Origin of the sequence: Pseudomonas sp. WS 5027 (genome assembly GCF_012985695.1) — a bacterium.
Classification (GTDB): Bacteria; Pseudomonadota; Gammaproteobacteria; order Pseudomonadales; family Pseudomonadaceae; genus Aquipseudomonas; species Aquipseudomonas hygromyciniae.
In genome coordinates this window covers 173,932-193,544 of record NZ_JAAQWU010000013.1, presented here as the reverse complement: position 1 = coordinate 193,544, position 19,613 = coordinate 173,932, and the positions used below count along the sequence as shown (strand labels likewise).

General features: G+C 51.1%; 20 protein-coding genes. 6 read left to right on the top strand and 14 right to left on the bottom strand.

Annotated features, from left to right (window positions below; translation table 11 throughout):
- Window positions 1-519: 519 nt before the first annotated feature.
- Window positions 520-777 (bottom strand): hypothetical protein, encoded by a 258-nt coding sequence (locus HBO09_RS17700; RefSeq protein ID WP_169995720.1) that lies wholly within the window; start codon window positions 775-777, stop codon window positions 520-522.
- Window positions 778-862: 85 nt separating this feature from the next.
- Window positions 863-1,192: a TrfB-related DNA-binding protein gene (locus HBO09_RS17695; RefSeq protein ID WP_170060949.1), complete on the bottom strand. Its 330-nt coding sequence runs from the start codon at window positions 1,190-1,192 to the stop codon at window positions 863-865.
- A gap of 1,224 nt (window positions 1,193-2,416) precedes the next feature.
- On the opposite strand from HBO09_RS17695, the gene HBO09_RS17690 reads away from it, so the two are divergent.
- Entirely contained in the window at window positions 2,417-2,977 is a 561-nt protein-coding gene (locus HBO09_RS17690) for a recombinase family protein (protein WP_169995722.1), read from the top strand.
- Between the two features lie 195 nt (window positions 2,978-3,172).
- On the opposite strand, the gene HBO09_RS17685 is transcribed toward HBO09_RS17690, so the two are convergent.
- Window positions 3,173-3,367 (bottom strand): hypothetical protein, encoded by a 195-nt coding sequence (locus HBO09_RS17685; RefSeq protein WP_169995723.1) that lies wholly within the window; start codon window positions 3,365-3,367, stop codon window positions 3,173-3,175.
- An 84-nt stretch (window positions 3,368-3,451) separates the two neighbouring features.
- Complete coding sequence (locus HBO09_RS17680; protein ID WP_169995724.1) at window positions 3,452-3,697, bottom strand: TrfB-related DNA-binding protein; 246 nt, start codon at window positions 3,695-3,697, stop codon at window positions 3,452-3,454.
- A gap of 394 nt (window positions 3,698-4,091) precedes the next feature.
- Between HBO09_RS17680 and HBO09_RS17675 the strand changes: the two genes are divergently transcribed.
- Window positions 4,092-5,438: an OprD family porin gene (locus HBO09_RS17675; protein ID WP_169995725.1), complete on the top strand. Its 1,347-nt coding sequence runs from the start codon at window positions 4,092-4,094 to the stop codon at window positions 5,436-5,438.
- Window positions 5,439-5,592: 154 nt separating this feature from the next.
- Here HBO09_RS17675 and HBO09_RS17670 read toward each other — a convergent pair whose 3' ends face one another.
- The 10 genes from HBO09_RS17670 to HBO09_RS29210 all read right to left on the bottom strand — a co-directional run bounded on the left by HBO09_RS17670 (window position 5,593) and on the right by HBO09_RS29210 (window position 16,358).
- Window positions 5,593-6,276, bottom strand: a complete 684-nt coding sequence (locus HBO09_RS17670; RefSeq protein ID WP_169995726.1) for an A24 family peptidase — start codon at window positions 6,274-6,276, stop codon at window positions 5,593-5,595.
- Between the two features lie 67 nt (window positions 6,277-6,343).
- Window positions 6,344-6,778, bottom strand: a complete 435-nt coding sequence (locus tag HBO09_RS17665; protein ID WP_169995727.1) for a lytic transglycosylase domain-containing protein — start codon at window positions 6,776-6,778, stop codon at window positions 6,344-6,346.
- A gap of 40 nt (window positions 6,779-6,818) precedes the next feature.
- Window positions 6,819-8,099 carry a hypothetical protein gene (locus tag HBO09_RS17660; RefSeq protein WP_169995728.1) on the bottom strand — a complete coding sequence of 427 codons (1,281 nt, stop codon included), beginning with the start codon at window positions 8,097-8,099 and terminating at the stop codon, window positions 6,819-6,821.
- Between the two features lie 9 nt (window positions 8,100-8,108).
- Window positions 8,109-8,693, bottom strand: coding sequence for a type 4 pilus major pilin (locus HBO09_RS17655; protein ID WP_169995729.1), 585 nt, complete (start codon window positions 8,691-8,693; stop codon window positions 8,109-8,111).
- Between the two features lie 39 nt (window positions 8,694-8,732).
- A complete protein-coding gene (locus HBO09_RS17650) occupies window positions 8,733-9,899 on the bottom strand; it encodes a hypothetical protein (RefSeq protein WP_169995730.1) in 1,167 nt (388 codons plus the stop codon).
- The gene (locus HBO09_RS17645) at window positions 9,896-11,659 is read right to left on the bottom strand and encodes an ATPase, T2SS/T4P/T4SS family (RefSeq protein ID WP_169995731.1); all 1,764 of its coding nucleotides are present in this window, start codon (window positions 11,657-11,659) and stop codon (window positions 9,896-9,898) included. Before HBO09_RS17645 ends, HBO09_RS17650 begins: the two co-directional genes overlap by 4 nt.
- Window positions 11,660-11,668: 9 nt before the next feature.
- On the bottom strand, window positions 11,669-12,178 hold the full coding sequence (locus HBO09_RS17640) for a hypothetical protein (protein WP_169995733.1): 510 nt from the start codon (window positions 12,176-12,178) through the stop codon (window positions 11,669-11,671).
- On the bottom strand, window positions 12,168-13,484 hold the full coding sequence (locus tag HBO09_RS17635) for a type 4b pilus protein PilO2 (RefSeq protein WP_169995735.1): 1,317 nt from the start codon (window positions 13,482-13,484) through the stop codon (window positions 12,168-12,170). Before HBO09_RS17635 ends, HBO09_RS17640 begins: the two co-directional genes overlap by 11 nt.
- Before the next feature lie 3 nt (window positions 13,485-13,487).
- A complete protein-coding gene (locus HBO09_RS17630) occupies window positions 13,488-15,230 on the bottom strand; it encodes a hypothetical protein (RefSeq protein WP_169995737.1) in 1,743 nt (580 codons plus the stop codon).
- Entirely contained in the window at window positions 15,231-16,358 is a 1,128-nt protein-coding gene (locus tag HBO09_RS29210; RefSeq protein WP_222933924.1) for a toxin co-regulated pilus biosynthesis Q family protein, read from the bottom strand. It abuts the gene before it with no gap.
- Between the two features lie 741 nt (window positions 16,359-17,099).
- Between HBO09_RS29210 and HBO09_RS17620 the strand changes: the two genes are divergently transcribed.
- The 4 genes from HBO09_RS17620 (at window position 17,100) to HBO09_RS17605 (ending at window position 19,369) form a co-directional block, all read left to right on the top strand.
- Entirely contained in the window at window positions 17,100-17,414 is a 315-nt protein-coding gene (locus tag HBO09_RS17620; RefSeq protein ID WP_169995739.1) for a hypothetical protein, read from the top strand.
- A gap of 736 nt (window positions 17,415-18,150) precedes the next feature.
- A complete protein-coding gene (locus HBO09_RS17615; RefSeq protein ID WP_169995741.1) occupies window positions 18,151-18,753 on the top strand; it encodes a hypothetical protein in 603 nt (200 codons plus the stop codon).
- A 93-nt stretch (window positions 18,754-18,846) separates the two neighbouring features.
- Window positions 18,847-19,014 (top strand): hypothetical protein, encoded by a 168-nt coding sequence (locus HBO09_RS17610; RefSeq protein ID WP_169995744.1) that lies wholly within the window; start codon window positions 18,847-18,849, stop codon window positions 19,012-19,014.
- Window positions 19,015-19,027: 13 nt separating this feature from the next.
- Window positions 19,028-19,369 (top strand): hypothetical protein, encoded by a 342-nt coding sequence (locus HBO09_RS17605; RefSeq protein ID WP_169995746.1) that lies wholly within the window; start codon window positions 19,028-19,030, stop codon window positions 19,367-19,369.
- Window positions 19,370-19,613 lie beyond the last annotated feature (244 nt).

The window sequence follows — 19,613 nt, the reverse complement described above, 5'->3', positions numbered from 1 at the left end:
CGACCGTTTCTGACAATGCCACTACGGGCATAGATTTCACAAATCCGGGCCCGACAATAACAAGCATCAATTTGACCAGAAGTACTTATTACGAAAATTACGATTCGGAAGCGTCACTTATGAGTTGGAGCGGGACTGGATTTACCGGAGCGACCACATTCCGCGTGACTGTAGTCGATGCGAACCCTGCGAAGCAGCAACACTTTATAGGCCCCTCCAGTTTCACGCCAAATGCGGGCGCAACCAGCTGGTGGCTGAATTCGTACGCGCAACGTAAAAAAGCTGCCAAGGAAGCTATACCTTACCCGTATTCAGGTACTGCGCGAGTTACACTTGAAGCGTGCAACGGAGGTGCGTGTAGCACAGCGTCCACTACGTTTGCCGTGGGTTTCGACAATACTGGTTCGAACTAAGAACGGTAATGATGAACAAGCCCTGCATACAAGGATGTTCTTGCCCTAATGGAGATTAAGCAAAAAAACCCCCAATAGGGGGTTTTGATTGATAGTAACGCTGACCTTACCAGTTGCGGGTCAATTCAATGCGTTCTTCGGCAGTTGGGCAGCCGAAAGCGCAGGATTGTGGATACGCGGAGCCATCCTGGTTCGGGGTCATTTGGGCCATCTGAACCGAAGGAATTTCGGTGTACTTCTCTGGATTCGCCTGGCGGTCGGCAATGGCGGCGGCGTGCAGGTTGTCGAGGGTGTTACAGCCGGTGTTGAACATAGCGCCCATTACAACCAGACCCAGCGCGGCGATTTTGGTAGATGCTTTCATGGTGAATCTCCTTGATTTGGGTGGCAGCGGCCAGTTTGTCGCTGATGGCCCCATACTACCGCCGTCGCGAATACCTGTAAACACATTATTTACAGATATTCGATTTATTTTCTCCGCTGACGTTTTTGACCTTCTGAGCCTTGAGTTTTGCGCGAACCTCTGTCGCCATCTTGGCCGGCATCCACTCTTTCACGTACACATAGTCAGCTGGCATATCGGCTAACAGTGCTTTGACTCGGTTCATCGCGCCATTCACGTTCTGCCGAGACATCCCTACAATCTCGGCAGCCTTGGTGTTATTCAGTCCGTCGACCAGAACGAGTCTCGCCAACTGATTGGTTTGGGCCGATAACGTACGCAGCTTGTGCTTCTGTTCATCGAACTCCAGCGCGGACATGATCTGTAGCGTTGTCATTGTCTTCTTCCTGATGTCTTAACCTGCCTACCAGGTCCTTTGTATCGAGTGCCTAGGGCAAGTCGCTGACAGCCCCGTGTAGGGGCATGGTAGCCCCATAAGTAATACCTGTAAATAAAATGCTTACACGTATTACAGGTGGCCGGAATTTACCTCGTACTTAAATCTCTATGTTACCCCCTCGAAGATGCATGCCCCATGTTGCGAGCAAATCGACGGCGGAGGAGGCCATAGAGACGCAGCACCGACTTACCGTGCAGCCGGGTAACCGCACAGAGCATCACCCCCAGCGCCCTACTAAGAGCCATAGGATATGAATCAGTAACCCCGCACTAGGCTGAGTTACTGATTCATCTTTCAACCATTCTGTGAACCTGGGTCAGTATTTATCTCTTTTGGCTCTATGACAAACGTTGTGAACGGTGAGTCCGTGGAGTTTGTACTATATGCGGTTAAGACAAAATAGTTTCCACGGTATGTTGTGATGCCAAGATTAAATACACTTCCTGATCCTGAGTAAATCAAGACATCTTTAGTTGATATGGTATATCTAACCGCACCTTGTACCGACCAATTCAAGGTGTTGGTGTATGAATACGCGTACGCTGAAGCATCAAAGCATACTGAGTTCCCGTACGGCTTCCCTTTCACATAACAAGTGCTTGTAAATGAGTCAACTATCGGTTTTGACGCCACAAAAGCTACGCCCGTAGTGGCATTTTCAGAATCGGTCGTTTGTGAATTAAAACCCCGCATAACACGGGGATTTAATTTCTGCTAATTAGCCAGTTGGAGTGTCGCACTCATAAGAATATGGAACGTATAGTTGAAGCTCTGAATAGGCACTTCCATTAAACGCCCTAAGCAGGAATGTTCCTCCACTCGATGAATTATTCATGGAAAACCATGCCGCAGAATAAGACGACGCAGTGCCTGAGTATAATAGGTTATTCTTTGGATAACCGTCAGTTAAATACAACTCAAACCAATTTGCGTTTGATGCAATCCAGTTTATAGAAGATCCAGGTTGCGCAACATAATTGCAGTCAGTTATCAGAACTGATTTCCCACCTACTACTAGGCTAGATATTACGGGTGCCGCATTAACAAAACTTACCGTTGCAGAGGCGTTACCAGATACGGTCGATTTTGAAAAAGTTTTCTGCACGGATTGAGGTGTGTAGGGTAACGTCCGCCCCTATTTTTTATTGTGGACGCCCCTGGATGCTCATCGGATACGCACGAGTCTCAACTACAGATCAGGATTTAAGTTTACAAATCAACGCGCTGAAAGCGGCAGGCTGCTCAAAGGTTGTCACAGAAACAATCAGTGGAAAGCATCGGAAGAGGCCAGGATTGAGTAAGGCGTTAAAGCTCCTATCAGAAGGCGACAGCCTTGTCGTCTGGAAGCTAGATAGGCTTGGACGAACAATGAAGGGTTTGATTGACCTTGCAGCGACACTCGAAAAACGAGGAATTGAGCTAAAGTCGCTCACGGATGGCATTGATACAAAATACCCAGCAGGGAGATTTTTTTTCAACGTAATGGCTGCTCTAGCTGTAATGGAAAGAGAGCTTTGTGTGGAGCGGACCCTGGCTGGCCTTGCGGCCGCGAGGCAAGCTGGCCGTACAGGAGGCCGACCAAAAGTGATGACATCGGAAAAATGTACAGAGGCCCGCTCATTGTTAGATAGTGGCGTAAGTAGGAGCGAAGCCTCACAGCGAATTGGAGTTTCCCTTTCTTCGCTATATAGGCATATTCCGATAAAATCGACGCTGATGTGAGTACCACCACCCAGGGTATAACCTAAGCAGTAAAGCAAAATTGAAGTCTTATACGGGATCTTTGTTTCGTCGATCGCCTAAGTACACGAAACCCGCGCCTCTTCTAGGGGCATAATCCGCTCGGCTGGCTGATGGTGTAGCGGAGAAATTAAAAAAGCCCCGAGTAGTCGAGGCTTTGAGTCGATCAGCACCTAGTCAGGAACCGTGGACGTTATATTGTGGGTTCTGCGCGGCGTAGTTGCTTTCACCGGTCATGTTGTCGTAAGCCACCGGATCGGCAGCTCGCAGCGCCTGACCACGGGCATTGAGTTGCTCCAGGGAGCTGCAACCGGTCAGGGCTACGGTAGCAGCAACAGCAGCAGCAACGAACAGGGCTTTAAGGGATTTCATGATGTAGCTCCTTGGTTTTGATTCAGCTGACTGTTTGTCGCTGATGGCCCTATACTATCGCCGCATCGAATGCCTGTAAACACATTATTTACAGATATTCGGTTTATTTTCTCCGCTGACTTTTTTGACCTTCTGAGCCTTAAGTTTTGCGCGAACCTCTGTCGCCATCTTGGCCGGCATCCACTCTTTCACATACACGTAGTCAGCGGGCATATCGGCTAACAGTGCTTTAACTCGGTTCATCGCGCCATTCACGTTCTGGCGAGACATCCCTACAATCTCGGCAGCCTTGGTGTTATTCGCCCCGTCGACCAGAACGAGTCTGGGCAACCGATTGGTTTAGGCCGATAACGTACGCAGCTTGTGCTTCTGTTCATCGAACTTCTGCGCGGACAAGCTCTGTGGCGTTGTCATTGTCTTCTTCCTGACGTCTTGACCTGCAAACCAGGTATTCGGATCGATTGCCGAGGGCAAGTCGCTGACAGCCCTGCGATGAGGCATGGCAGCCCCACAGGTAATACCTGTAAATAAACTGCTTACACGTATTACAAACTGCCCGACTTTACTTCATACTAATGTCGTATTGTCTGCCACTTGTAATATCGAAATGGCATAAGCAACAATCGTCAATGTCTTTGACTAAATATTTGTTTACGTCTTAGTGTGACGACCTTTCTGCAACCGTCTCAACAAAACACATAAAAAAGAACCATTAGGAGCTATCATGAACAAGCAATCATTGCCGCTGGCCATCGCGCTGGCTAGTCTTTCACTGAGCGTCCAGGCAGCTGATACAAAGCCGAGTGGCTTTGTCGAAGACAGTCACCTGACCGTTCAGGCGCGTAATTTTTACATTAACCAGGACAACCGTGACGGCACCGCGAACCCGTCCAAGCAAGAAGAGTGGGGCCAAGGGTTCATCTTTAACTTCACTTCCGGTTATACCCAAGGCACGGTTGGGTTTGGCGTTGACGCCATCGGCTTGTACGGCGTGCGTCTGGACTCCGGCAAAGGCACTGCCTACAACGGTAACAATGCGAAGGGCGGCGTCGTTTTCCCAAGTGAACACGACGGGCGTGCTGTAAACGACTTTGGTAGCTTGGGTCTGACCGGAAAGGTCAAGATTTCAAAGACCGAGTTGAAGCTGGGAACCTTGATGCCGAAACTGCCGGTAGTGACCTCCAACGATGGTCGTCTGCTGCCACAAACCTTCGAAGGTGGTCAGATCACCTCCAACGATATCGACAACCTGACACTGGTTGGCGGTAAACTGGAACACGCCAAAGGTCGTAACTCCAGCAACAATGACTCGTTGACTATTGCCGGTTCCAACGGTGCAACCCGCACAGCCACGGCCAACGCACGTAGCAACGAGTTCTATTATGCTGGTGGTGACTACAAGATCACCAAAGACCTGACTGCCCAGTATTACTACGGCAACCTGTCCGACTTCTACAAGCAACACTTCTTGGGGCTGACCCACAACTGGGCCTTGCCAGTCGGTAGCATCAAGACTGACTTGCGCTACTTCAACAGTGACTCCGATGGCAAGAACGCTAGCCAAGAAGGCCGCGTTGCGGGCTATAAAGCGTCCGGCTATCAGAACAACAACGAAGTAGACAACCGCACCTGGAGTGCAAAATTCACCTACGCCCTCCAAGGCCACGCGATCAGCGCTGGCTACCAGCGTGTAAATGGCACCAGTGACTTCCCGTTCCTCAACCAGGGTGACGGCGCCTCTTCTTACCTGATCACCGACATGCAGATTGGCAAGTTCCAGCGCGCCGGGGAACGCGCTTGGTTGGCCCAATACGCATATGACTTCGCAGCCCTAGGTTTGCCAGGTCTGACGACTTCCGTGGTCTACGTTAAGGGCGACAACATCGCCGCTGCTGGCTCTGAGCGCTCTGAGTGGGAGCGGGACTTTACTCTGGGCTACGTGGTTCCAGAAGGCACGCTCAAAGGTCTGGGCCTGGCTTGGAAAAACGCGTCTCTGCGTTCGGACGCAGTTAACCAGCGTGACCAAGACGAAAACCGTCTGATTGTGAGTTACACCTACAACTTCCTCTGATAGTATCGACCCTGCAGGCTGGCTCCTCTCAGAATTGGCCTGTGTTTCTAATTTTTTAGCCCGGTCTTCAAACACCGGGTTTTTTTACGCCCAGTTTTTACATCACCCCAACTAAACGGCCCTGAATCCTTTTAGTGAGGTTTTGCACCAGGGGCTAGACCCTAAGCAGCTGCATGCCCACTGTAGCGAGCAAACCGGCAACGAGAGAAGGGCCATACGGAAACGGCTCTGACTTGCCGCGCACGCAGTAATAGACAAGCCCAACCACAACGCCAAGAGTGGCGCCAATGGTGAAGTAAGTGAGCAGCGAGCCTAGCCCGACCCAAGCCCCTGCTACCGCAGAGAGTTTTGCGTCCCCCTGCCCCACTGGAAGCCACCGCAAAGCGCAATACCCTGCTGCGGCACCCATGACATGCCACTGCAGCTGATCCGGCGCTGTGAGGGCGTAGAACAGCATCCCCGCCCACAACAAAGGCATCACAATTACATCAGGGATGTACATGGTCTCTTGATCGATTACCGCAACGGTGATGAGTGACCAAAACAGCAAAGCAAATACTACCGACTCAACCGATATACCCAACCACCAGAACAATATTCCGCCAATAGCAGCGCAGACAACCTCAATTACCAGGAAGCGCGAGCCTTTCAAGAACTCCCACTTCGACTTTGCATTGATGGCCTGATCAGGCGTGTATGGCAAACCAAGGTAATCATGCGCATCTACGCGCCATTCTCGCTGTAACGCCAATGGAAGTCGCATGCTAAACATCGAAACAACCAAGCCAGCCATCAAGCCAGCGAGCATGCCGATAGCGGTGTGAATCAAAACCGCCATATAGTTCAAGACCTCGGAAAAGAAGCTGTCATAGAGGTGGCTGAGCCACCGGTATGGAGAGATGTATTCAGGGACGACGGGCCAGCGCTTTATTCACTTTGTCAGCGTAGATCAGCTGATTCTTTGGAGTAGGAGAGTTGTAAGCTCCAACTGCGCGCCAGGTGGGCCCATGTTGTTGGATCGAGTTGGCGAGTATCCAAGCACCGACATATGCCGATGTGCAGGCGTCCAGCAAATCGCTTTTCTTGATCCCATGCTTGGCAAGGGTTGGCAACCACCAGTCATTTATCTGCATCAGTCCGGTGTCGTTCGAGCCGTTGGTATTTTTACCCACGGCTTTAGGATTCATGTCGGACTCAACTTTAGCGATGGCTCGCAAAAGGTTAAGGTCAACATTATGGAGTGCAGCTGCTTTCGCAATGCAGGAGTCCACCTCGACCTTGCTGTCGGCGAACGCACGCCCGCACACCAGCGCGAGGATTATGAGAAGTACACGAGTCATAGTAGTCATCCAGCTTGAACCGTCACAAAGGTAAATGCAGTTACATGAAGCGGCAGCCTTGCATCACAAGCGCTCGCGCATTCGCACTGGCAGGGTTGATCACCACTGTCGATCCGACAATCGAAACACCTTGAGCAACACGAATCGAACTGCCAGGCCCTGAGGTGCTAGTACCGTTGAATGATCCGCTTACTGACACCGCCCCTGCACTGCTGACGTTACCAGTACCAGTGATTCCACCACTGAGGACGCCAGTGATTGAGATGTCACTGCCCGTCATCGTCACGTCTGAACTCTGAAGCGAGGCGTATGCGAACGGTTGCATATTCGCACCAGGACAAGTCGGCGTGACTACTGTTGCGCCGTTGGGTAGCGATTGAGTTCCGAGCAAAATGTGATTGACCAACTCAAACCAGTTACCGCCTTTGCACATTACATATGAGCCACGGGTACTGGTTCCGTAAAGACCTTCGGTCGTACAGACACCTCCGACTGGAGCATTAGTGGGTAGCAACAAGCCTTCGCCTGCTGACACCTGCTTGCTCACCGTCAGGCTATCCCTGAGAAAGATGTGGCGGGTGTCTCCCTGACGGACGAACTGACTGTTTAACCCGTCATCCAGCGTTGCAAGAACAGCTACAAAGCCAGGGACGGTGGGCAATCCCAAACTGGCCGTTGGAACGTTAAAGAGCGCGCCTCGCATTGTGGCTGGAGCAAAGTAATTTGTGCCGCCATAACCCGAGGTTGCCTTGATTACTGCGCCAACCATATTCGCGTCAAACTCTGTGCCCGCAGGTGGTGCCGGACAAGTCGTGTTGTTGACTGCTCCTGCAGGCTTCAGCTGGCTGATTGGCCAACACGTATAGACATACGCCTCCACCTTGCAGGTATCACCAGGGCACGTGCCCGAACGAAGAATTGCGACATGAGCCGAACGGCCAGTTGGCGGTGTGTCAGGAAAGGAATTTACAAGTAAACCAGCATCCTTCAGATCCTTGACTGACACCGTTTTCTGGGCACCCGTGAACACTGCCCACGGAGGCGGAACAGGGTACACGCCAGGTGGAGCAGAACTGGTATCCACCTGCGTGAACGCGAAATCGTAAGACGATAATGCTTTGAGTACCGCCGAACGGACGGTAAACAAATACCTGCCCGTTGACTCAGCAGCGGCTTCTTTGACAGACCAGGCAAACTTCTGTGCTCCCAGTGCGGCCAGGATCATCAGAATCAGAATCCCAATTCCAATTTGAGTCAGAAATCCGCGCTGCCTCTTAGCGATGCTCGGGTGCTTAGGGACTCTGTATGCCAAGTTCGACATTTTGTTTACTCAGCTACGGTTAATGGTGAACACAAAATCATTGTTGTCGCCGTCAACGCATCGAGCCGCCGCAGTACCCGGAATGAATGCTGTAGTCACGATGTTGTTCGCATCGGTCACCTTCACCGCAGTGCCGTTGATTGTGATGCCATCGGTAATGCGTTGAAGAGTGGCAGCCAGTCCAGGACATGCGGCATCACTCACATCAGCAAAAGTAAGCGAGAAAGTGGCACCAGTTGTCGCAAGAGTGACCGTGCCGTTATCCCCGCCGCCAAGGCCGTGGCGTACGTCCACCGCACCTGAACCTTGGCCTGATACTGCACCAACTTCCAGCGCACTGTTTTTAACGGAACGGGCAAAAAATGCCTGAGTCAACCCGGCATAAGGTGTCGTACCGCTACCCTGCGAGGAAACCTTCACCATCGAAATAAATCGCTGCGTTTCTTCTGCAACAGGCGTTACGGCGCCCTGTACCAAATAAGCTTTGAACTTAGGGATTCCCAGCGCCGACAAGAGCAAAACAACAAGGATGGCAATACCAACACTGACAAGGTTGTAACCTTGCTGGCTCTTATTCAGTTTTAAGGTTTTCATATTTTCACAACTCCATTTCCAATTAATTTAAATCGACACTCATTTGCTCAGGTACAACCAAACAGCTTGTCGCATATCATCTAGAGCTGTCATGTGCCACATAAGCAGCCAAGCCGCAACTGCAATCGACGTGAGAATTAGCACCCAACCAAAGATTAGACTTTGAACAGTAATTCGCTTTAGCACGCGATCTTTTAGGCGCTCCTTCACAAACAGGAGAGCGTCACTAAATCCTCTAGCTTGGATCAGGTCAGCAATGTACCACTCCATCGTTTGATCCATAATTCCCGTAGTAAAAATCTCCGGCCCAACTTTGCCTCGCGTTACAAAATCCAGGATTTTACTTAGGTGGTATTTTTTCCATCTGGAAGCACCTGCAACCTGCATCTCCAAAGCCAGCTTGAGATTTACCGCGTTTTTATCGCTTTGGCGAACCAGCGCAGCCAAAGTCGAAAGAAATTTAATGCTCTGAAAATCTCGATGCAAACCCCAGACAAATAAATATTTATCAAGGAATCGCCGAAAGTTACCAGTAACATAGGAAAGCGACCAGACTACAAGAGCAATGAACAGCAGGAGCCCAAGAACAATGATAGGCCAATAGCCATTCACAAACTCCGACAAATTAACCAGTGACATTGCACTCTCTGGATACTCACTGAGCGGCAACATGGAAAAAGAGTCAACAATTTTCGGCACAGTAAACATTGGCATAGCTATGAACATGCCTGCAGTAATGGACAGACATACAAATGAGCCTAATGTCGCCGCGAGAACAATCCCTCTAGCTTTCGCCAGCAATTGGCTGTTTTCAGCCAAGTCTCGGAGGGCATTTTCCAATGCCCTCTCACCACCTGTATTCAGCAACGTGTCAAGTACAGATACATCATCCGCTGGCAGTGTTCCTCCAAACGTCTTGTGTAGGCTTCCTCCACCAGTTTTGTACTGCTTATTCCAGTGCGCAGAGAGTTTGCCACGTGCGGAATTTCCGTATCGCTCAATGTCACTAATAAAGATACTAGTAAGAGATTTACGACCGCGAGTCCCTTTAATGGTATCTGCCAGGAATAAATAATAATCGCCTTGCTGACCTGAAAAAATTATGGATGCGATCTTAGCGTCAACCGTCAACCCCTTCACCGTGTGCTTGCGCCACCAGTGATTAAATATATATTTCCACCGATCAATCAAGATAGAAAGGTTCATACCTTCGCCTTTCGCTTCTCGATGATTCGTTCGTAAGTTTGGAAGGCCATAGTTTTTTGCTCTATATCCCTCGGATCGAGTATGCCCAAATGAGCTTTGTACATGGCACACTCCATCATTGATTTATTCGTCATATCCGGATCGTCAATCGCTGTCCTTTCCAAGCTTTCACAGTACTCTTGAAAGCCAAGAGTATCGTTTTCACGGATGTACCGTAACATTTGACGATCAACTTGTGGCTCCAACAGCGAAGCAACTGCTGTACGGCCAAGATACCCGTTTAATTTTTTAAGGTCAGCATGGCGGCACACATCACAACCTTCATCACATTTGATGCGCATGGTCGAACTATCAATTTTAAATACACGTTCAATACAGTCAATGTATTCGCCCCAGTAGATTTCGTCGTGGTGTACTCCACGACGATCAACGCCACCTGAAACTCTTAGGCTGGACAACGGTAATGCACAGTTCTGGCACAGCACAGGCACCAAAGCCATATAGACAAGCAGGTTTAAAATACCAGGTGATGCAAGAAAATCGACCGGAATGCCGATAGCTTTAGAAGCTAAACGCTCAGGAATTTGAAAGTTTGCCTTTGCGTGAGTTGTGGCATATAGGTTTGTACCAGACCCTGTGATGTCCACAAACGCATCGCCCGTTTGAGTATCACGAATTTCACCAATCAAAATGTCATTCGCTGCTGAACGCTTAAAGGTCTTCAGCTTAGACGTGAAAGCTTCATCGTCTCGACCGTCTAGTGAACGCACAACAGTATTCTGAAGCGAATTTGGAATGAGGTATTCGACCGGATCTTCGAGGGTAACAATTTTACGGTGGTCCGGAAGCAATGACAAAATTTCAGCCAATGCCGTGGACTTACCAGAGTTCACAACCCCAGCAATAATGATTGCTCCGCCTTCAGCCATTTGCGCTCGATGAAACATTGCAATTTGACTTGGGAGAAAACCTTGGGACTCCAGCGATCTGCGTTGAATTGAAAGATCAAGCTTTAAGAGCCGTAATGTCACCGATGTACCACGATCCGCCGCTAGCGATGCCCAACGACACATGATCATCTCGCCATCAATCGGCAGCACCAATCGGCATTGTGCTTCTGCTTTTTCGGTAAACACCGAGGAGCCGCCGCCCTGCCCCTTTTGCCAAGCAATGTTGATTACTTCGATAAGGCGAGCGGTTTCCATACGCCATTGTTCGGGAGCAGTATATTGACCCTCAATGGTGAATTTAACTTGAGATTGTGTGTCATTATTCGCGACGTTGAGATGCACATCAGACGCACTATGCTGAACACCGTATCGAATAATCTCTGTGAAGGTCGCGAAGTGGCCAGAGGTGTCATCAGCAGTCGCTTCAAGGACGTCATAAGCCTCTTGCTGCGTAATGGACAGCATTAGGTTATGCGAAATGGACACAACGCGTAATTCGCTTTTGTGTGATCCAGCCTGTTTGCACTTATCCCTTACAATTTCGACATACATGCTTTTCGCGTAGTCTGGCAAGGCCAGGATAAACCATTCCCCCGCACTTGTTTGAATCGGGATAATTTTGTTGCTAAGGCTATCTCCAACGATTTCCTCACGTCTTCTCGCGATGGGCGAACCTAGGTACTTGATCAGATCAGGCTTTAAGTTGAACACGACACTGGATTCGTCAATATCATGTTCAACAACATTCGACAGACTGTCACTTTCAGAGTCGTTTTTTGCCAGAGCGCTGAAGGAAACTGTAGTGCTCATACTATTCTCCTATAGGCCTGATTTGCTCAAGCAAACGTTGTGTTCAGCTTTGTTTGCGTCAGCCAGCTTTACACAAGGGACTTTTATTGAGATCAGCTGATACGGGAAATCAGCCCCCGCGCCAAGCGGCGAGGACTGGCCGCGCTTAAAACGAACGCGTGCATTATCAATTGCAACATCAGCAAGTAAGTTTTCACCCAAGCCAAAGATTCCGAGGACTTCAAAGCGTACGGGAGGAGGTGCCGGGATTGGCTTCGGTGTCTCAACTTGCTGTGCTTGAGCGACACTCGGAAGAATGCCACCCAATATTGCTGTACCACTATGCCGACTTTTTGCTTCCGAAAGCATTTTTTGTTCCGACAGCTGTGCGCGCTCGGCATCAATCCGCAACATATCATTCACGGTTTGCGAAATGCCAAACACCCCAGGAGGAAGCATCTCAGGCTCGCCCGCTTGTACGGTGAAACACGCCAATAAAGCCATAGGGAGCGCAAAGAGCTGCTTGTGGTTAGCGAACATAAATATCCCCAATCAACTTGGATGTGAACATACCGTCCCGAATAGTTGGAACTGTTCTTTGGCTGCCGACAACGAATCGCAATTGTTTGATTACCGTATCGTCAATCAAAGGGAGAACTGCCAAGGTTCTGAGCGGCGCTTCAATATCTAGCGTCTGAATTTTAGGAAGCTCTATACCTGCTGTGTTTTCAACAGGATATGGAACATTTACAAGTTCATTGCCTTTGCCTCGATCTATGTAAACTTGCGGCTCTTGGATCGGCGCAGGTGCTGGTGCTGATAGATCAACCTTCTTCATTGCTGGCAATACACGCTGGAGCGCACTGATGTATACCAGGCTGAAATCAGGGATTTTCTGGATTCGGGATCTATCTAAGCTTTTGCGCTCAACTTGAACTGTCCAGTTGCCTACAGCAGTAGTCAAACCACCCCAGTTCGCAGTCCATCCTCTTGGCAGGTTTTCTTGGAAACTAATGTTGGTCGAACCCACGCCTGCTTCATATCGAGCGTTGCAGTCCCAACCAGTAGCTGAAGTTAAGCAAGTCGCTTCTGAGATGTTCCATCCACCAATTTTCATCGGCGCATTACCCATCTCGAAATATATGTTGATCAAGCCTTGCCGCCCATCAGGCTTAATCGTTGAGGCCCATTGATTCAGTTTATTCTTCCATTCGGCATGAGCGTCAATGTACTGAGACTGCTCAAGCTCACGTAGCTTACGAAGCTTGAAATCCTTGTACCAGCTCAATGAAGTATCAACGACCAACAACAACAACAGGACCACGACCATTACCTTTGCAGACGATGGGATCTTCTGTATAGCGTTTCGAACTGGCTTTAGTTGGGTTCGTACGTTGAGATGCATTATCGCGTCAAATTCGCCCGTGATAACTACCGCGAGCGCATGGCGCAATTTTATATCTGCAACAAGTTCTTCTGCTTCAATCCGAGTCAACAGAACATCGGTATCGCTGATGACGACACCATCGTGTGATGCAACTACCCAGACATCGTCACCTGGGAATTCCTGCGAGTAAATCTGCACCCCACTCGGATGCGCCTGCGCAAATATTGCGGCTGCCGAGTAGAACGCACGACCCTTCTCCTTGATTTTCACCGCTGGCAGCTTTGTAGTGCCTACCGCAGAGGAGTGCTCGCCAGCTGTAACATAGTGAGTTGCTTTGTCTGCAGCTGCCAACTTCTCGGATTGTGCAGCCAAGCCTGAGCCAATAACTGGTTTCCAGGCCACACCACCAAAAACGATTGACTGTTCGTTGTTGACAGCTCTAATGATTGCGCCGGTCATTGGTTACTTCTCACGCACAAGGGCGGTCAGCACAAAAACAGTGACACGATCTGTTTTGTCGGCGATGTCAGATCCACCAAACAGTATTGGCGCATTGCGGTCAGTCCGACGTTCGTTGTAATTGGCGTTGTTGGCAGTCGTCGCACTGATAACGTACGGCTGACCACTTCGTAGCATTGCAGAGCGCACCAGTACGTCACTCACCGATTGCGGCGATTGAACATAGCTTCCGTCCGGGCCAACCGGCTGCTTCTCGAAAAGCGGAGTCGGGGTATTGTCGTACTTGATGGCCATATTGATGTCGCCGTCAGAATACGCATACGGGATAACGGTGATGATCCGCCCCGAGACTTCTTCAGCCTGAGTGACCGTTACGGTTGGCTGACTTGCATCCGAATTGCTGGCTGTCTGTTCCAGCTTGTCGATGTACTTCTGACGCTCAGGGCGTCCTGACGTGGCGGGTTGGCCATTGACGGTGCCGAAGGTGTTCATCTTCTGGTCTACGATCTTGCCAACCTTGCTGAGTGCTTGCGCGCTGATCGATGAGCCTTTCCATTGTCCCGATCCTACAGAAGCCCCCAAGGACAAAGCCGCACCCTCCTGCTCCAGCAGCGAGTTCAGGCCATCGATGTCCACCCCGTTACCAGATCCGCCGCTTTTGAACGCCACGTTCCAGTTAACGGCACCCTGTGAACTGGACGTACGCTCTACGGTGATTTCCTCGAATACCAGGTCAATGCGGCGTGACCGCATCTTGTTCTCTTGATTGATGAAGTTTTCAATTTGATCGAGCGACGACTTGATGTCCGTCACAACCAGCAAACCACCTGAACCTGCCGCGACCTTGCCTGAGCGGGACATAAACTGAGTAATACGCTGAACCAGCCCTTCAATAGGGCCGATCTTAGGTTCTGGCACGGAAATGTTGGCTTTCGACTTGCTATTCAGGCCGCTTGTGCCTGAGTTATCGACGCCACCACTGAGATCGATCGCCATCTCAGAACTCGCCGCCATTTCAGCACCGCGGATTTCGAAGAAGCGAGTTTCAGTTCGGAAGAAGACAATTGCCGCCAAAGCATCATCGTATTTCCAGTACACACTCAATCGCATTGCAATGGAGTCGAGCGTAGTCGCTAGTAACGCGCTACCAGATTGAGCGGCAACCCTGTTTTCTACAGTCAGCGCTTGTGTTTGCGATGCGGAACCAATCTGCACCGTCGCAGCAGGTGTGTAACCTGAACCAGGAAGCGGCGAATTAAGTGCCACTGGATTAGTGCTTGCCGTCATGGGGGCACTTCTGCCCATAGGGGAAGCTTGGCCGTTCGAAGCATCGGTAAGGCGCGGCCCGAAGTCCTCCATTGGCAACAACGCATCCGGCATGACCTTTACTGGGATACCGGTTGCGTCGGTGATTCTCTGTGCCAGCGTGATGAGATCTGCATCATCCCTGAACAGCAGTGTCGTGTTCACGGTGCCGCGTAGCGGCGCTGGCAAAGTCACTTCCCGAGACAGCGGGATAGCCTTGCCAGTGATGTAGGGACGGTTCACATCTTGAGCAGCGCGCTTTGCATCGAGCGTCACCGATCTCATGTTGCGGTTTACGTGCTCATTCGTTGCGCCGCCCAGATCAGCCTCAAGCTGATCTATGGCGTTTTTATCTTTGTACGTCGAGCAGCCGGACCCGAGTGCCACCGCTATACCGAGTAACGCTGGAAGGAAGCTTTTTTTCTTACCAAGAGTTTTCATTTAGCGGGCACTCATCTGGTCGCACACTTGATTGATGGGCACCACTCGAACAACACGGTTGGTATAAAAGCAGGGTTGCAGTGGTGTATCACCCAGCTCTGTAGTCGCGATCAGTTGGCGTACTGCGGTCTTGAAGTCACCCGAGAAAGGGGCGCCAGCGGTGATCGGAATATCGACGGTGACCGCCCAGTGCTCCGGCTCAAACGTCCAGTTAGCAATCGTGGCCCAGCTCTTTAGAGCTTCGCGAATCGTGCGATCTTTGGAGGACACAAACCAAACTGGAATTTTCGGCTCTAATGGTTTCGGGCGGGCAATTGCGGCGACCTGTGTTGTCAACACAGGCATAGCGACAGGTGTAGACGACGCTACCTCACCACCTTTGCTTACTGTCTTTGTGAATCCTGCGGCCTGCACAGTTGGGGGCTTGGTCGCCGATGGCTGCATTGAGTTGCCAGCGAGCGCAGGCTTACCCGATGTGGCAACCGACTGTGAAGGCACTGCAAACGAAGTTGCTGCGACACCAGCGGCAGTAGAACCAGGGGTCACTAACGGCGAGATTGGTTTGCTTGGTCGGGCTGGCTCTGGGACGACAGCCATCTGACTGGCCTTCATCGACATGCTCTTGCGCCCTTTCGAGAGCATAATGGTGTGGTCAAACCAGTCGATATGAAAGTGCAGCTCGTAGCGATCACCGACTTGCTTCAGCACGTCAGGCCACGTCCGCCCCCCAGAAAAACTGATAACCAACGGAAGGCCTTTCTTGTCAAAGTCCTTTGCCTTATACACTTGCCAGCCATTTGGCAGAATCATGCTCATGGCGCTATCGAAAGGGATTTCATCGGCAAAGCCAGGAACGATGCCGGGTTCGCCCGAGCCGTGCTGGGTTACCGGCGTATAGGCCAGATCAACAAGAAGCTCTGCGTCTTTGTAGCGGGCCTGTTTGGGCTCCATGCTTGCACTTGGAGCAGCAAATGTCGCTTTGCCTTGCGCGTCATAAGGCTGGAACTTCCCCATCTGCCCACGCTCAGTACCAATGATGCCGGACTCTTCAATGAAGAAAGCCCCGGAAGCAGTCGAGGAAAATGCGGCTGCCGCCATCAAGGCAATAGCGAGATGACTGTGCTTCACAGTTGCGCTCCTTGTTCAACTTCGATTTTTTTTAGGGCTTTCATTCCTGCTCCAACCTCTCGCTGAATTCTTCACTTTTGAGCAACCCGCACGTTGTGGATTACCGGGTTGTGACGCTCAATTGCTTCGGGTGCTCACCCACCACGCGTTCACTGCTGTCGATCCCCTGCATAAGGCGCCATCAGCTGGCAGACAGCTCAGTAAACTGAAGTCGTTCAGGTGGGGTTGAGCCATGCAAATGAACCGGAGTGACAACAAGCTGAATTTGCAGCCCCGCTCGACGCCGTCGAGTGCCAAGCAAAAAACCGGCTCACAAAAACCAGATATAATAATACTCTACGGAGCAGGCCGAGGTGTCAAGAATTTGCACCTTAGTTGTGTTATCCCGATACCGATGAGCAACGATCACGCCGCTGCCCCCGAAATATCTCAAGTGTCACCTTCATATCGTCATCAAGTGCGAGCCACGCAGCTCCAAACAACTTGGAAAGACGCCCATTGCATGCGGGCCACAGCAGATATGCCCCGCGCCTAGCGCTGCCCACATGCCTTCAACGCAATACAAGGCCGTGGTGGCGGACTCATCAGGTCGAAATGTGCCGCTCAGGATACTTAAACCACTAACAGTCAAACGAATTATTGATTCCTGATCGCATCGTGTAGAATCATTAAACGTTGTGGCGCCAGCAAACCAAACTCACGAGACCAGCCGCCCCATGACTGCTATCTGAGGCAATACCAATGAGCAGCACAAAACTCTCTCCAACTCTCAAATGCCTTGAGGCGCGCAGCTTGCTTTTGCAGGTTGATTACGTGCGCAACAGTTGCGACGTTATCGCAGAGGAGGCTCAAAAGGATTTGGATCGGTTGCAATACCGAGCCGAGAACCTTGCTGGCGAAGCTGGGTTCGAAGCCGCCAACGAAGGCGCGTCATCTAAAGTCCCAGACTGCATCCAGGCTTATAGAGTGCTCTCGAACGCCTATCTTGCGGAGTACACGCAAGTCATCGACCATCTACGCTTCGAAACGATGAGCGGCGCCGCTCAAACCGCCTGAGTAGTTGTAAGCCTTTCACCCCAGCACACCCTTGAGCCCAGTCGGTGTCAGGGAGATCCCCCATGGGGATGAAGGGGAAAGGCAGGCGCGGCAGCTCCGGCCACTCACCACACTGAGCGATCCTTTCAGTAAGAATCCTTCCTCACTCAATGTCCCGCGCATAGCGCGTGGTTGTCGATCTACTGCATTGCATATAATATCAATCGGCAATCGCGCCAGACGCGCCATACCACCAAAATGGGTAGCACCTTGATCCTTGCACTACTCGCCCAGGAGCCAAGCTCAACGGCCTCCGCCTGCACACATATCCAGGCGAGCCTAGCATGCCGATAATTCGGAGCGCGTGCCTGACCGTGGCCAGCAAGTGGCAGCCACCAGCGCCTGAAGAAGTTCAGAGCCTGCTGCTCGCGATCAGGAAAAGGACGGGGCTTTCTCCAGAGAGCCAGGTGGTGGCAGACTTATTGGGACTTGGCCATGAGGGTTGCGAAGCCGTTTCAGACTGGCTTGGAGGTCGTGCCATCATTCCCTATACGTGCTGGGCCATGCTCTGCGAAATGGCCGGTCTAGGGCTCATATGGCGCGTGGGAGAAAGGCCCAGCCTTCTCAGCTTCGACTGAATTTCGACGCGCAACAGGCAAAGACAAATTTACCCTAAATAGCTAATATAAATCTTGCCCATTGACCCTATATGGTAAATAATAGACCTATCAAAACCAAACGTCTTGGGGTCTAGGAAATGAGCAAGCACCACTTCTCGGCGAAAAGCGCCAGCATCTGCGGTCACGTTGAAATGACTTCCTTCGCCTACGGCTCCAAGTCGACTCGCATGTCCGATCAATTGTACGCGGCCAACACAATTTGCATGGCGTGCTCCTCGAAGCTGGGCGCCCTTGTAGCGCCAGAGGAAAAGGGGTTTTTCAAGCTTCAGCTTCCAAGCCTCATCGGCACCGTGAGAACCATTCCTTACGCCAACTGCCTGCGCATCAAGAGGCTGCGTGCCATTGGTCCGGTTATGGCGAGGCTGGACAAGTCGGATGAGCCCTTGGCAAAAGTGGCGCTTGCTGTCTATCAGTTGCTCTTCAAGGTCACTGAGGCGGCGTTTTGGATCACTACCAAGGACCTTCCGTTTGATCGCTTCTGGATGGCGTTCGAGGTTGCCGCACTCATGCGCAGGGGCGTTACCTCTTCAGTTCGCACTTCGGCCAGCTCGGTTCACGAGTACTGGCGTATTCGAGATAGCTCGGTACTCGCTACGGCTGCCGAATCGCTTGGCGCTCTCCATATCGAGACTGCCCTGCCGCCGCAAGAAACTGCCATCGCCAACGAAGCCGTGGCTTAACTCACGGAGCACCCATTGTCAGTGAGCACCAGGTAACCGAGGAAATATGACGATGCCCACTTGGCAGCGCTGATTAATCAAGGAGAAATCGCGATGAACACTCGAAACAATTCCCGCTTGATTGATGCCGATGGCCACGCAGCTTGGGTTACTCGCGAAGCGGCAGCTCATTACCTGCGCCTTGGTCGGAAGCTCGGCTACATCTGGCGTCAAACCGAATTCGGCTGGAAAGCCAGTCCCGCAACTCCACCCCAGGTGTAATGGAGAACGATTTATGCTTTACCACGTTACCCCTGCGGAGAACCTCCCATCAATTCTCGAAAGAGGACTTGTGCCTCGAATTGGTGGGCGCTCGGCGATGTTTGGGGAGACCTCGAAAGGCGTTTATCTGTTCACCAGTGCAGAGGCTTGTGAGAGCGGCTTGATGAACTGGTTGGGGGACGAGTTCGAAAATGCAGAGCTGGTTGTCTTGGAGTTTGACAAATCTGGCTTTTCAGGAGATGCCCATGCGGGCTATGAGTTGGTCTGCCTGCACACCATATCACCTGATCGTATTGTAAGAGTGTTGGACGAAGAACTGACCCCGATCACCAAGGGAAAGCAAAACATTTCATGAACAATCCCTTTTTGGCCATTTTTGTTTGGGTGCTACTCCCTGTAGGAGTGATTACGTTCATCGCGTCTCACTATCCGTCAGCGATTGAGCGCAGAGCAATGGCAAACAAAGCACGTGGCCAAGCTATCCAGCTACCGCCAAAATCTATTGGCACTGAACTCGAAATCATCTTGCCTACCGGACGACGGCTCACGGTTGAGGAGTTTTCGTTTGAGACCCAGGCCCATGAGCAGGAATAGTTAGG